Raw genomic sequence first — 12,904 nt, 5'->3', positions numbered from 1 at the left:
CTAGTCCGGCCGAACCTGCGCCGACCGGCAAGGCAATACTCACAGTCCGATAACGCGCGGAGGATCACCCGCGTCAGAGCGTCCCCGAAGCGCCTGATTGATGATGGACAGATCGTGATTTCGGGCCAGAAAATTATCGAGTGGGCACGCGCGCGTCGGGTGCCGCAAGTAGTCCTCTGAGGATCTTGTTGCCGAGGTATGCGGATCCGGGGTCCACGGGAGTTGAACTCATGTGACGGATCATCAGGACATGACCAGATCGCTTGAGCCGGTGCCGCTCACTGTGCCGGAGGACTTTCGAGCGCTCTCTGAGCGTGACCGCGCCGTTCAGGTTCGGCGCGTCTTTCTACTGCCTGGTTCCAACGAGCAGGCAAACGACGCCGGGGACGACACGGTTGAAGAGTCGTTCGGCAGTGCCCACGACACGAACAGCATCGAGATCAGCGAGACCGGCAACAACGACCTCTGCGTCTTCGTCACTGGCATCATTCCGAACAACGAAGCGACCGTTCGATTGGTGCTCTCCGACAGCACCACGATCGGCTCAATTTCCCCCTGACGAACCATCGATCGACCTCACGAGCGGTCTCCAGAACGCCAGTTGCGATTGCTCGGCGACTCGTTGCTATGCGCCACTTCGACCGATCCGACGTGCCGATCTCGAACGGGTATCTGGTTCATTGACAGCTGTTGTTCTGAGCGGTGTTGACAACAGTTGTAGGGCGAGCAGACTGGATTCATGAGCCGGAACACGATGAGCTTCGCCCTCCCTGAGAACATGCGCGACTACATCGACGCACGCGTCAGCGCCGGCAACTACGGCAACACAAGTGAGTATCTGCGTGAGCTGATTCGTCGTGACCAGCAAGAGCAGGCAGCCCAACGGCTCCGCGATCTCATTGCCGACGGGCTCGCATCGGGCGTGGGCCGCGAAGCAACCGACGATGTCATTGCCGAGCTACGCGAGCGGGCACTCGGCCCTGAAGCGTGACGCGCCCGATTCTTCGCCCGCAAGCCGAAGTCGATCTCATCGAACGAGTCCACTACTACCGAAATGAGGGCGGCTTCGACCTCGGCGAACGATTCTTCGATGCAGCGATCACTGCGCTGGATGCGATCAGACGAATGCCCGGCGCCGGATCGGCGCGGGTTGGTGAGTTGTTCGGCATCGATGGGCTGCGCGTCCTCGCTGTCCTTCGCGAACGCTTTCAGATGATCGAATGATCTCCAGTACTGGACCCACGATCCAAGACCCAGCTGTTGGTAGCCCGGGAGACCCTTGTCCGGATTCGCCACGAGGTAGTCGAGCATGTGCTTCATACCTTTGTTGCCACCGAGATCTCGAAGACTGCGTATGAGTCGGAGCGGGTTGAGCCTTGCGCCGATAATGAACACAACGAAATCCCCATCGATCTCCGCCGTGCCTCTTCCGATGTTCGAGATCCGCGAAGATGTGCGCTTCTACGAAGGCGGCAACGACCGAGTGACCAGCGCGATATCGCTCAGATCCGCCCAGGTCCAGATGCCGCCATCGAGCGGACCCTGCCGCTGATGGGTGTGCTCCGTTGTGCGTCGACGTCATTGCGTTGGTTGGGTTTGGGATGCGAAATGAGGCCTGAGATCGTCGGGGATGGCCATTCGCTTCGACAGTGGGGTTCTGGCTCGTCCGTCGTTTCCGGTTGGGACGCGGCCGGTGAGCGATGCGGGCCCGGCGAGTAGCGCTCGGAGGGCCTGGCCGGCGACTTCTTTGGCGTCGTTTTCGATGATGCCACGCCGGAGCATTGCGATGTGACTGCCGATGTGAATGATTCCATCAGGCTGGGCAAGGACGTGGGCTCGTTCGAGGTGGCGCCACCCTTCAGCGACGTGGCCGCCGGCGAAGTGGCGACGGGCATCGTCTCTCGCAGTCCGGTACGCACCGCGCCGATTGGTTGCGGTCACGTTCACGAACAGCATTCGTCGGCTGACTCCGACAGGAGCGCTGCAGGTGGCGCACAGCACACGTCACCGCGCAGCGCGTTGCGTCCCTCGCGCACGGCCAGGACGGCAATGAACAGTCCGGCGACGGGATCTGTCCAGCTCCAACCCAAGGTCGAGTTGATCACCAAACCGGCGAGCAGAACAGCGGACAGGTAGCTGCACAACAGGAGTTGTTTGGAATCGGCCACCACGCTGGCTGAACCCAGTTCCTCACCGGTGCGCCGCTCCGCCATCGAGGCAATCGGCATGACGACCAGGCTGAGGGCGGCGATCCCGATTCCCAGTGAGCTGTGTGCCGCCTCGCGGTTTCCTATGAGAGACAGCGCTGCATCGACGCTGACGTAGGTGGCGAGCGCAAAGAACGAGTAGGCCACGATGCGCAGCGCCCGATGTTCGCGATCGCTCGGCGTGTGGTGGGAGTACTGCCACGTAATTGCGATGGCGGAGGTCACCTCGACGATGGAGCCGAGGCCGAAGCCCACGAGTGCAGTCGACGACGCGAGGGCTCCGGCGGTAATCGCGGTCGCTGCTTCGACGACGTTGTAGACGATCACAGCGCCGACAATCAGCCTGACCCGGCGTTGCAGGACCCTTGTTCGGTCGCCAGCGAGGACGTCAACGACGTCAGCGCTCACAATCTGTCTCCACGATCACTTCGAGGAGGCTGCGTATCGCGTGAGCGAGGTTCGCGTCGGCAATGTCGTAGCGGATCTGGCGCCCCTCAGCGGTGGCGCTCACGAGCCCGCATCCCCGCAGACACGCGAGATGATTGCTCATGTTCGATCGGGTCAAGCCGAGCGTTGCCGCCAATTTGGCCGGGTAGGCCGGGCCGTCGAGGAGTGTCACGAGGATGTTGCACCGCCCTGGGTCGGCGAGCGCTCGGCCGAGCCGATGCAGCGCCTCATGGCGATCGGTAAGAGTCAGCACACAGTGAACTATACATTACTGGCTGAACATAGCCTCGCGACTTCGACGTCCGTCGCACCACGCGCACAATCGGCATCACCCCTCCGACGGATTCCGTTCCGACGCGCGCGTCACCCACGCGAGAGGGTGTGTCGCCCGTCGATACCAGTCCTGAACCACCGGACGTTCGCGCCCATATCAGCACGTATCGAAGGCGTTGCGACCCCATCATCATCCGGCAATACTCACGGTCCCATAACGCGCTGAGGAGCACCCCCCGCAATCGCGTCCCCGAAGTGTCGCAGAGGCACCCAAACGTTGCCACAACCGAGCACAGCTAGATCAGGGCAAGCCCGGCCACTGCGATCAGCGCGGCGTTGCGAGCGAGGTGACCAGGGCCGAGCGGTTTCGCCGACCACGCCCCGAAGCAAGCACACGGCGGACGCTTTCCTTCGCTGAGCCGAACCACCAGCAGCGCGGTGAACACGACCAGAATGCCGAGCGCAGCAAGCGCCGCCGGCCGTCTCGCAACCTGCACGACGAGGGCCGCCCCGACAACGATCTCGACCCACGGAACAAACGGGATCAACCAGCGCGGCGCACCCAGGCCAGCAGCTTGGACCGGCCAGTCTGGGCCTGCAGCGATCTTTGAACCGCCGGCAACGAGGAAGACGATGCCCAGAACGATCGAGGCAATCGTGCCGATCACGTCAACCGCCGACGCGGATGGTCTGTCCTTCGCGTGCAGCGAAGACTTCGACGCCCAACTCGCGGCCGCACCGCTGAGCATCAGCAGTCAGCACATCCATCATTGCGTCGTCGTGCGTCGGGTCGTGGTGGAACAGTGCGAGTTGTTTTGCCCCGGCATGGGCAGCAACCCAGACCGCGTACTCGATCGTGCAGTGGCCCCAGTTGGACTTGCGAGCAAACTCGCTCGGCGTGTACTGCGCGTCGTGGATAAGTAAGTCGACGCCCCGACACAGTTCAAGCGCACCGTCGTCAATTCCAAGCGATCCGTCGACGGGCATCTGATGGTCACTGAGATACGCAACCGATGCACCACGGGCAGTCACTCGGTATCCGAGCGTGTTGCCGACATGCGGAATCGAGCGGGCCACGACCTCGACGGGCACTGCGTCGGTGCCAATCAAGAACTCGTTCTGCCAGCATTCGATGAAGTCGATCAAGCCCGGCAGCATCTCCAAATGCACAGGGAAAATCGGCGGTTTAATCGTGTCGGCAAACACCGATTGCAATGTCAGATCGCCCTCTTGGGCCGGGCCATATACCGTCAGGTGTGAGCCGTCTTGCAGCAGCGGTGTGAAGAACGGCAAGCCTTGGATGTGGTCCCAATGGGGATGGCTCAGCAAGACGGTCGCCCGGAGTGCAACGTCGGCGGGGAGCGACTGGCCAAAGTAGCGAAGCCCCGTTCCGAGGTCGAACACCACCGGATCGACTCCCTCGATGTTGAGCGACACACATGACGTGTTACCGCCGTACTTGACGACATTCGGGCTGTGGCATGGTGTCGAACCACGGACACCATGAAACGTCACGTCAAACCCGTCGCCGTCCCCAGATGGCGCAGTATGAAAATCCAGCGAATCCCCGATGAACAAATAGTAGGGGTTCGTGCGCTTGCGCCGTAAATGGCGCGGGGTGACGTTCGTAACAGCAGCCTCCGCTACGTTCGACGGCATGTCGGAATCATTCACCTCTGTCTCGCTCGGCACCGTCGAGTTGGCCTGCCTGACGTCATCGTCGATCGACGATCACACACGTCCGCTCGTTGTCTGCGCGCACGGCTTCCCGGACTCGGCAAATTCGTGGAGGCACCTCATGCCAGTCCTCGACGACGCCGGTTTCCGCGTCGTGGCACCGTTCCTTCGCGGCTACGCGCCCAGCGGACTCGCAACGAATGGCGCATACCAAACCGGTGCATCGTCAGCCGACATGAATGCGCTCCACGAACACTTTGGCGGTGACGGGCGCGCTGTCATCGTCGGCCACGACTGGGGTGCGCCGATCGCCTACGGCGCAGCGTCATCGGCACCGGAGCGCTGGAGTCGTGTCGTTGCCATGGCCGTCCCGCCCGGTGGATCGATGGGATTGGCATTCGTCACGAACACGGAACAGTTGAAAAAGAGTTGGTACATGTTCTTCTTTCAACATGGTCTGGCCGACATGGTCGTCCCGGCCGACGATTTCGCTTTCATCGACATGATCTGGCGCGACTGGTCACCGGGATACGACGCCACCGCCGACCTGCCCGCCATCAAAGACGCGATGCGCGAGCCCGAGCACCTCGCCGCTGCACTGGGCTACTACCGCGCCGCACTCGGTGACGGATATCGAGACCCCGCGCTCGACGACATGCAAGCCGCCACGCAAGCTGTGCCCACTCAGCCAACGCTGTACCTGCACGGAGCGAACGACGGGTGCATCGGTCAGGAAGTCGCTGAGTCGGCTCGTCTGATGGTCGACGATCACGTCAAAATCGAGATCATCCCCGATGTCGGCCACTTTTTGCACCTCGAAACACCCGACGCCATCAACCAACGGATCTTGGAGTTTCTCTCATGACCATTCCAGTCAACAACGCGGTTCCAGTCAACAAAGCGGTCGACGCCCCCACACTTCCTGACGGCTTCGTCGTCGTGGTCAAACAGGAATGTGAAACCTGCCAGACCGTCGTCCCGGCGCTTGCACAGCTCGCCGAACACGTGCGCCTCACCGTCTACACCCAGGATGAACCGGGCTTCCCCGAGTCGCCAGCTGCGATCGACGACACGTCCTTGGCCGTGAGCTGGCACCACGAGATCGAGACGGTCCCAACGTTGATCAAGGTCGAAAACGGTGTCGAGGTCGACCGGACCATCGGTTGGTCGCGCACCGCATGGGAATCACTGACCGGAGTCGGCTCGCTCGCGCCCGATCTGCCCGCGATGCGTCCCGGATGCGGCTCGATGAGCGTCGACCCCGACATCGTCGACGCATTGCGAGTGCGCTTCGGAGGTTCGGTCCTCGCGGCTCGACGAGTCGAGGTCGCTGCGGCTGAAGACCCAATGGAGATGATGTTCAACCGCGGTTGGACCGATGGCCTCCCGGTGGTCCCGCCCACCGAAGAACGGGTGATGGCAATGCTCAGCGGCACCAGCCGAACACCATCAGACATCGTGGCGACGGTGCCGCCCGACCTCGTCGACATCACCGTCGAGAAGGTGGCGATCGCTGCGGTGATGGCTGGCTGCAAGCCCGAGTATCTGCCGTGGGTCCTGACCGCCGTCGAAGCAGCGTGCACCGACGACTTCAACATGCACGGACTGCTCGCCACCACCATGCCGGTTGGACCGGTCATCGTGTGCAGTGGTCCGGGCACACGTGCGATCGGGATGAACTCAGGCGGAAATGCCCTCGGCCAGGGCAACCGCGCCAACCTCACCATTGGTCGAGCGCTGCAGCTGGTGATCCGCAACTTCGGTGGCGGCCGCCCCGGTGAAGTCGACCGTGCCGCGCACGGCAGCCCAGCCAAGATCTCGTTCTGCTTTGCCGAAGCCGACGACACCTCGCCGTACGGTCGACTCGCCGGCGAGCACGGCCTCGACGACGGTGTCGACGGACTCACGGTTTTCGCCGGCGAGGGGCCGCACTGCATGGTCGACCAGTTGTCTCGTGAACCCGAGTCGCTCGCCAAGTCGTTCGCACTCAAACTCCAGGGTGTCAACCATCCCAAGCTGATTATGATGTTCGACGTCATCGTCGTGATGGGCCCAGAGCACGCCCGCGTGTTCGCCGACGCTGGTTGGGACCGCGAGCGCATCGTGGCCGAGATCAGCAGCCATCTCAATCGATCGGGCGCCGAGTTGGTGCGTGGCGCCGACGGAATCGCCGAGGGCGTCCCCGAAGCGTTTGCATCGGCCGAGTCGCTGCCGAAGTTCCGACCTGGCGGCCTGATGCTCACCTATGCAGGCGGCGGCGCCGGCCTGTTCAGCCAGATCATCGGCGGATGGGTCAACGGCGACAAGGGCTCCAAGCCGGTCACACGACCCGTCGTGTACTAAACAAGACCTATGAGCACGTCCAACCCGACAATCTTGGATCCCACCAGCGAGCGAACGCTCGTTGAACGCGAACGCCTGGCACGCCCAGCGTCACTCAACGGCCTGACCGTCGGGCTGCTCGACATCTCCAAGCCGCGTGGCGACATCTTCCTCGACCGCATCGAGGAGCGACTGGTCGGCATCGGTGCCAACGTCAAGCGCTACATGAAACCAACCTTCGCCAAGCCGGCACCTGTCGACCTGCGCCACAAGATCGCCACCGAATGCCAGGTGGTCATCGAAGCCTTGGCGGATTGAGGTAGTTGCACGTCGTGCAGTGTGCACGACATCAACGATCTCGAACTGCGTGGCATCCCCTCGATGTTCATCGCCTCCGACCAGTTCGTCGATGCTGCCAAGGCGCAATCGACGGCACTCGGCTTTCCTGCTGTGTCGCGTGTGTTCACGCCACATCCCATCCAGGATCGCACCGACGACGAGATACTCACGTACGCCGACGTGGCCTTCGACCAGATTCTTGACGCACTGACACTCTGACGAAGCCGGCCTGATCGAGCCAGTCAACCTGACGAGTTGCTGTGGGGTCGAGGCCAGCCGCAACGGGAGCGCGGCCCCGCCTCTACTGCAGTTCTGTGATCGCGGCTGACGTGGCGAGCACGCGGCGGGCATTGTCGACATGCAGGTTTTCGATCATGCGACCGTCCACCGTGACCACGCCCTTGCCCGTTGCGACTGCTTCGTCGAACGCGGCGATGACACGCTCGGCGTGCTCGACCTCGTCGGCGCTCGGCGCCCACACATCGTTCGCCGGATCGACCTGGCTTGGATGGATCAACGTCTTGCCATCAAAGCCCATCTCCATGCCCTGCTGACACTCCGCCGCGAAGCCGTCAGGGTTCTTCACGTCGTTGTACACACCATCAAGGATGACCTTGCCGGCCTCGCGAGCAGCGAGCAGTGCCGTGGCGAGGTGCGCGACGAGCGGATGGCGGCCGGCCACGATTGGCGAGCGCAGTTCCTTGGCGAGGTCGTTGGTGCCCATCACGAGCACGGCCACTCGCGGATGCGCAGCGATCGAACGGACGTTGAACATGGCGGTCGGCGTCTCAATCATCGCCCAGATCATCGTGTCGGCAGAAGCGCCAGCAGCGTCGAGTTGGCCCGACACGGCATCGACCTGCTCGACGGTGTCAACCTTTGGGATCACGACAGCTGACGGGGAGGCTGCACCCGCTGCGGCGATGTCGTCGGCGCCCCACTCGGTGTCGAGGCCGTTGCAACGGATGGTCAGTTCGCGGTTGCCGTACTCACCCGACTGCACAGCAGCAACGGCATTGGCGCGGGCCTCAGGCTTGGCGTCGGGAGCCACCGCGTCTTCGAGGTCGAAAATGATCGCATCAGCAGCGATCGTCTTGGCCTTCTCGAGGGCCCGCTCGTTAGCTGCGGGCATGTAGAGCACCGAGCGGCGGGGGCGGAGCTGGGCTGTTGGGTCGATGGTCATGGGAGTGATCTTTCTCAGAAGCCGTAGCTGGCGGCGAGGTCGGGGTCGCTGGCCGAAAGCGCCTTGGCGAGTTCGACCACAACGTGGCATTGCTTGACCGAGGCGTCGTCTTCCATCTTGCCGTCGAGCATCAGTGCGCCGGTTCCGTCACCCATGGCTTCAATCACGCGTTGCGCGTGTGCAACATCGGCCGGGGCCGGGCTGAACACCTTCTTGGCGACGTCGATCTGGACGGGGTGGAGGCTCCATGCACCGACACAGCCGAGCAAATACGCATTGCGGAACTGGTCTTCGCAAGCAACGGTGTCCTTGATGTCACCAAACGGTCCGTAGAACGGGAGGATCCCGTTCATCACACAAGCATCGACCATGCGAGCAATCGTGTAGTGCCACAGGTCTTGCTGGTATGTGGTGCGGTCGGCGTTGATGTCGGTCTCGGCCGTTCCGTCGTCCCGTGTGACCATGGGAGGATCAGTGCGGACGAGGTAGCCAGGGTGGCCGCCACCGACGCGGGTGGTCTTCATGCGGCGGTTGGCTGCGAGGTCAGCCGGGCCGAGCGAGAGTCCCTGCATACGCGGCGATGCGGCACAGATCTCTTCGACGTTGGCCATACCTCGTGCGGTTTCGAGGATCGCGTGGATCAGCAGCGGCTTCTTCAAGCCAGCTTTCGCTTCAAGTTGCGCGAGCAACCGGTCGACGTAGTGAATGTCCTCGGGCCCTTCGACCTTCGGGATCATGATCACGTCGAGTGCCTCACCGGCTTCGAGCACGGCTGCGGTGAGGTCGTCGAGACCCCACGGCGAATCGAGGCTGTTGACCCGAGTCCAGAACTGCGTGGCACCGAAGTCTGTCGCGAATGTGGGGCTCTGGGCGATCTCCACGAGGCCAGCGCGAGCGGCTTCCTTCTGATCGGCCGGAACGCCGTCTTCGAGGTTTGCAAGAAGAATGTCAACTGTGGGCGCGATCTGCGGCACCTTCGAGCGCATCTTTTCGTTTGCTGCCGGGAAGAAGTGGATCATCCGGCTTGGCGGGAACGGGATCTCACGGACTGGCTCAGGGGCCCCGACGGCGAGCGGACGGAAGAAGTCTTTTGCTGGACGCATCACCTCCGACGATAGAACCCACAAGCTACCCACCGGTAATCGGCCCGCCCATCTGTCCTCTCTCCGCCCAACCCCTCCCAAAATGGAGACCATCCCAACGCGCTGTCTGAGAGAAACAATCTCCATTTTGGGTTTGACCTGCCAGTTCGGCGAAATGGAGATCATTTCGACGCTCCCACGAGGAGAAACAGTCTCCATTTTGGTGGGGTGGGGCGCGTGTGGGTCAAGTCAGGTGGGGAGGGAGATGGTGGCGCCGGATTGTTCGATGAGGCGGTCGGCCAGGAGGCTGCTGACGATGTGCCGATCGAAGTCAGCCGCGGGTCGGGCACCGTTGTTGAGCGCCTTCAGTACCTTGCCACGGGCTTGGCGAGCGCTTCCCTCGAAGCGAGCTTGCTTGGCGCTGACACCAGCCGAACCAATGGCCGGATCCGGGTCGGGGTACCCGGCTCTGCTCCAAGCACAGCTCGCAGCGAGCGGACACTCGTTGCATGTCGGGGTCGGTCGGCAAAGCGCGGCTCCGAGGTCCATGATCACTTGATTCCACGCCCACCCATCGCCCAGCGGCACCGCAGCATCGGCACGCGCCTGTGCGGCTTTGGGCGTCAGCCGCTCCCCTGCCGTGCGCGCCAAGATCCGTGCGATGTTCGTGTCAACCACAGCGACATCCCGCTCGAACGCAAAAGCCAACACGGCACGCGCCGTGTAGGGGCCGACGCCAGGAAGGGCGAGCAAGCCCTCGAGTTCGTCAGGAACTAACCCGTCGTGGTGCTCGACCACGACGGCTGCGGTGGCCTGCAGATTGCGGGCACGCCGCGGGTAGCCCAGCCCCTGCCAGAGCCGCAAGACGTCGCCCAGCGGCGCTACAGCGCACTCACGCGGGGTCGGAAAGGCATCGAGAAAGGCGAGCCACTTCGGAATGACTCGTTCGGCCTGGGTCTGTTGCAACATCACCTCAGCGACGAGGATGCGCCACGGGTCGCGCTCGTTGCGCCACGGCAGGTCGCGCATGCGGGGCAGCCCCCACGCCAGCACAGCACCGGCATCGATCTGCGTGCTTGTCACTCTGCTCTCGGCGCCCAGAACGCGACAGTCCGGTACGGGGATGCGACCAATTCGAGACCCGCGCTGAGTTCGGCCTCGATCGACTCGGCCAGCTCGGTGCGAGTCGGCTCGTGGTCAGGTTGGGTCATGGCCCACCCGGGTGTGTGCCTGGTGCTCAGTCGGCCCAGACATCGGTGCCGTCGTATGGGCGCTTACGCTCGGGCGCAGCAGCCCTCTTCCAGATCAGGACCTTGCGCTTGAAGTAGCAGACTTCTTTACCGTCCTGGTTGAAGCCCTTGGTCTCGACCGTGACGATGCCGCGGTCGGGCTTCGACTTCGATTCCTTGACTTCGAGAACGCGAGTCTCAGCATGGATCGTGTCGCCATGGAACGTGGGGAACTTGTGCTGCAGTGTTTCGACCTCGAGGTTCGCGATCGCTGCACCACTCACGTCCGGCACACTCATGCCAAGCACCAAGCTGTACACAAGGTTGCCGACCACGACGTTGCGGCCCTGCACCGATTCGGCGGCGAACCAATCGTTGGTGTGCAACGGATGATGGTTCATCGTGATCATGCAGAACAGATGATCGTCGTATTCGGTGATCGTCTTGCCAGGCCAGTGCTTCAAGATGTCGCCGGGCGTGAAGTCTTCGAGGTACTTACCGAACGGGCGTTCATGAGTCGTCATACATGGCGACCGTATCCGTCAGTCAGCCGCCTCGACAATGTCGCCGCCATCATTGGTCTCATCATCCGGCGAATCGCTGTCTGGTGAGGCTTCGTCAAACAAGTCACCGTCTGCAAAGAGCGCGCGCTCGTCCTCGTCGAGCGGGTCGCCGAGTTGTAACCCGGTGAGCCTGCGGCCGAATCGCATCGCGAAGTCAATCGTCGACTCCTGCGATGTCGAGCCACTCGACGCCAGGTCGCGCAGGCGCACCAAACGGTCTCGTTTCTCGATTTTCCACGGACCGATCCTGAGCGAAGCGTAGGCCACCGCACCGAGGAAAATGGGAAAGAAAAACTGGGCGAAACGGTATGCCGCGACACCCAGTGTGGCAGTGTTTTTCGTGAGGCCGAAGCCGACCAAGACGGCAACGTAGGTCAAGTCGACGTAGCCGAGGCCACCCGGTGTGATCGGCACAGCGGCGAGCAGATTCGCAAGGCCGAACGCGACGATCAGCGCGTCGATGTCCAAGCTGCCGCCGAATGCGCGCAAGAACACCCAGAGCGCTGCCGCGTCGATGAGCCAGTTGAGTAGAGCGAAGATGACAACTCGCTTGAGCAGGGCGCGATCACTGATCAGTTCCTCGAGCCGTTCAGCGACGCGATGGAGCGCGGTGGCCAACCGGTCTTCGTCCATACGAAGGCGACGGGCCATCCAGCGGATCACGCGCTCGGATCGCCCCTGGCCTTCCATGATGCCGAGCACCAGGAACGCAGCGATACCGATCACGATGATGCCCATCAGTGCAGCACTTCCGTAGATCGGGTTGACGCCGCGTCGCGGCACCGACACGATCAGGCCGACCCAGAACACCAGGTTCAGTACGACGGCTGAACCGATGCCTGCAGTGGCCAACGCGAAGCCGGCGTCTGGCCCCTTGATGCCCGAGAGGGTCAACAGCCGGTAACCAAGTGCACTGCCTGCGGCGTTACCGCCCGGCACAACATTGGTCAGCGCGCGAGTCGACAACTGGATGCGGAACATGCGCATACCCGACAGCGGTGCAGCGGCATCGCCGAGGGCAGCCCGAGTGAGCAGCGAATAGAAGTACAACGCGACGATCTCGAGAGCAAACCCCAGCACGAGGAGGAACGGATTGAGGTTGCGCAGCTCGGTGGCGGCTTCGACGAACTGCGGCAGCAACCCGACAACAAACCACAGCACCAGGGCGAAAAGCGCCATCTTGATTCCGAATCGAATCGGACGAATGCGCGGCTTTTGGGCGATCCTCAGCGGCAGTATCGGCAATTCGCCGGTCGCTAACGGCCCGCGCTGCATCTCATTCGTTTTGTCGTAGGCGCCGGCCGCCTGCGATCCCTCAGCCTCGGTCACCTGTACTTCCTATCTGATGCGTGAGGGTCAGTGTGAGCATTCACGACCAATTCGCCGCGCTGGCCAACTCGCTCAGCTGAGTTGCTGGAGCAACGCACCGAGTCGGGCACGTAACTCTGGCGCAACCGAAATGTCGGTCTTGCCCAGATGTACGAGCACCACCTCTGACTCTGGTGCCACGACGATGAACTGTCCTTCATACCCATGGCAGGAGTAGCTCCCAGGGATGTCTGGCCAGGACCACCAGTGCCGG

17 protein-coding genes and 2 pseudogenes are annotated in these 12,904 nt (G+C 62.6%); 6 read left to right on the top strand and 13 right to left on the bottom strand.

What is annotated here, in order from left to right; translation table 11 throughout:
• Positions 1 to 250: 250 nt before the first annotated feature.
• From ACH2EI_RS04335 to ACH2EI_RS04325, 3 genes are all read left to right on the top strand, one after another.
• On the top strand, positions 251 to 559 hold the full coding sequence (locus tag ACH2EI_RS04335; protein ID WP_395152788.1) for a hypothetical protein: 309 nt from the start codon (positions 251 to 253) through the stop codon (positions 557 to 559).
• Between the two features lie 180 nt (positions 560 to 739).
• Positions 740 to 991, top strand: a complete 252-nt coding sequence (locus ACH2EI_RS04330) for a type II toxin-antitoxin system ParD family antitoxin (protein WP_395159232.1) — start codon at positions 740 to 742, stop codon at positions 989 to 991.
• Positions 988 to 1,224 (top strand): hypothetical protein, encoded by a 237-nt coding sequence (locus tag ACH2EI_RS04325; RefSeq protein ID WP_395152799.1) that lies wholly within the window; start codon positions 988 to 990, stop codon positions 1,222 to 1,224. The genes ACH2EI_RS04330 and ACH2EI_RS04325 overlap by 4 nt, the downstream gene beginning before the upstream one ends.
• A 15-nt stretch (positions 1,225 to 1,239) precedes the next feature.
• Here ACH2EI_RS04325 and ACH2EI_RS04320 read toward each other — a convergent pair.
• The 6 genes and pseudogenes from ACH2EI_RS04320 to ACH2EI_RS04295 all read right to left on the bottom strand — a co-directional run.
• A pseudogene (locus ACH2EI_RS04320) lies at positions 1,240 to 1,395 on the bottom strand (DUF4188 domain-containing protein); the annotation flags it as partial.
• A gap of 183 nt (positions 1,396 to 1,578) precedes the next feature.
• Positions 1,579 to 1,947, bottom strand: coding sequence for a DUF3703 domain-containing protein (locus tag ACH2EI_RS04315; RefSeq protein ID WP_395152786.1), 369 nt, complete (start codon positions 1,945 to 1,947; stop codon positions 1,579 to 1,581).
• Positions 1,944 to 2,615 (bottom strand): cation transporter, encoded by a 672-nt coding sequence (locus tag ACH2EI_RS04310; RefSeq protein ID WP_395159230.1) that lies wholly within the window; start codon positions 2,613 to 2,615, stop codon positions 1,944 to 1,946. Before ACH2EI_RS04310 ends, ACH2EI_RS04315 begins: the two co-directional genes overlap by 4 nt.
• Positions 2,605 to 2,907: an ArsR/SmtB family transcription factor gene (locus tag ACH2EI_RS04305; protein ID WP_395152784.1), complete on the bottom strand. Its 303-nt coding sequence runs from the start codon at positions 2,905 to 2,907 to the stop codon at positions 2,605 to 2,607. Before ACH2EI_RS04305 ends, ACH2EI_RS04310 begins: the two co-directional genes overlap by 11 nt.
• A 316-nt stretch (positions 2,908 to 3,223) precedes the next feature.
• The gene (locus ACH2EI_RS04300; RefSeq protein ID WP_395155165.1) at positions 3,224 to 3,595 is read right to left on the bottom strand and encodes a MauE/DoxX family redox-associated membrane protein; all 372 of its coding nucleotides are present in this window, start codon (positions 3,593 to 3,595) and stop codon (positions 3,224 to 3,226) included.
• Position 3,596: 1 nt separating this feature from the next.
• On the bottom strand, positions 3,597 to 4,601 hold the full coding sequence (locus ACH2EI_RS04295) for an MBL fold metallo-hydrolase (RefSeq protein ID WP_395159228.1): 1,005 nt from the start codon (positions 4,599 to 4,601) through the stop codon (positions 3,597 to 3,599).
• Between ACH2EI_RS04295 and ACH2EI_RS04290 the strand changes: the two genes are divergently transcribed.
• Genes ACH2EI_RS04290 through ACH2EI_RS04280 form a run of 3 tightly spaced genes read left to right on the top strand, consistent with a single transcriptional unit; the run spans position 4,585 to position 7,484 of the window.
• Positions 4,585 to 5,469 (top strand): alpha/beta fold hydrolase, encoded by an 885-nt coding sequence (locus ACH2EI_RS04290; protein WP_395155167.1) that lies wholly within the window; start codon positions 4,585 to 4,587, stop codon positions 5,467 to 5,469. The two genes, ACH2EI_RS04295 and ACH2EI_RS04290, sit on opposite strands and share 17 nt — an antisense overlap.
• The gene (locus ACH2EI_RS04285; protein ID WP_395159226.1) at positions 5,466 to 6,947 is read left to right on the top strand and encodes a thioredoxin family protein; all 1,482 of its coding nucleotides are present in this window, start codon (positions 5,466 to 5,468) and stop codon (positions 6,945 to 6,947) included. The genes ACH2EI_RS04290 and ACH2EI_RS04285 overlap by 4 nt, the downstream gene beginning before the upstream one ends.
• A gap of 9 nt (positions 6,948 to 6,956) precedes the next feature.
• Positions 6,957 to 7,484, top strand: a complete 528-nt coding sequence (locus ACH2EI_RS04280; RefSeq protein ID WP_395155169.1) for a UGSC family (seleno)protein — start codon at positions 6,957 to 6,959, stop codon at positions 7,482 to 7,484.
• 82 nt (positions 7,485 to 7,566) lie between these two features.
• Here the strand turns inward: ACH2EI_RS04280 and ACH2EI_RS04275 are convergent, their stop codons facing one another.
• The 7 genes and pseudogenes from ACH2EI_RS04275 to ACH2EI_RS04245 all read right to left on the bottom strand — a co-directional run.
• A complete protein-coding gene (locus tag ACH2EI_RS04275; RefSeq protein ID WP_395155170.1) occupies positions 7,567 to 8,448 on the bottom strand; it encodes an HpcH/HpaI aldolase/citrate lyase family protein in 882 nt (293 codons plus the stop codon).
• A gap of 14 nt (positions 8,449 to 8,462) precedes the next feature.
• Positions 8,463 to 9,551, bottom strand: a complete 1,089-nt coding sequence (locus ACH2EI_RS04270; RefSeq protein ID WP_395159224.1) for an HpcH/HpaI aldolase/citrate lyase family protein — start codon at positions 9,549 to 9,551, stop codon at positions 8,463 to 8,465.
• A 228-nt stretch (positions 9,552 to 9,779) separates the two neighbouring features.
• Positions 9,780 to 10,613 carry an A/G-specific adenine glycosylase gene (locus ACH2EI_RS04265; RefSeq protein ID WP_395159222.1) on the bottom strand — a complete coding sequence of 278 codons (834 nt, stop codon included), beginning with the start codon at positions 10,611 to 10,613 and terminating at the stop codon, positions 9,780 to 9,782.
• Positions 10,610 to 10,741 (bottom strand): hypothetical protein, encoded by a 132-nt coding sequence (locus ACH2EI_RS04260; protein ID WP_395159220.1) that lies wholly within the window; start codon positions 10,739 to 10,741, stop codon positions 10,610 to 10,612. The genes ACH2EI_RS04265 and ACH2EI_RS04260 overlap by 4 nt, the downstream gene beginning before the upstream one ends.
• A gap of 26 nt (positions 10,742 to 10,767) precedes the next feature.
• Positions 10,768 to 11,283, bottom strand: coding sequence for a MaoC family dehydratase (locus ACH2EI_RS04255; RefSeq protein ID WP_395154980.1), 516 nt, complete (start codon positions 11,281 to 11,283; stop codon positions 10,768 to 10,770).
• 18 nt (positions 11,284 to 11,301) lie between these two features.
• Positions 11,302 to 12,651 (bottom strand): YbhN family protein, encoded by a 1,350-nt coding sequence (locus tag ACH2EI_RS04250; RefSeq protein ID WP_395154979.1) that lies wholly within the window; start codon positions 12,649 to 12,651, stop codon positions 11,302 to 11,304.
• Positions 12,652 to 12,723: 72 nt separating this feature from the next.
• Positions 12,724 to 12,904, bottom strand: a pseudogene (locus ACH2EI_RS04245) (hypothetical protein); the annotation flags it as partial.

The sequence above is a fragment of the Ilumatobacter sp. genome, from assembly GCF_041688325.1.
GTDB lineage: Bacteria > Actinomycetota > Acidimicrobiia > Acidimicrobiales > Ilumatobacteraceae > Ilumatobacter_A.
Note: the sequence above shows the minus strand (reverse complement) of the source record. Positions and strands in the feature narration are given on the sequence as shown.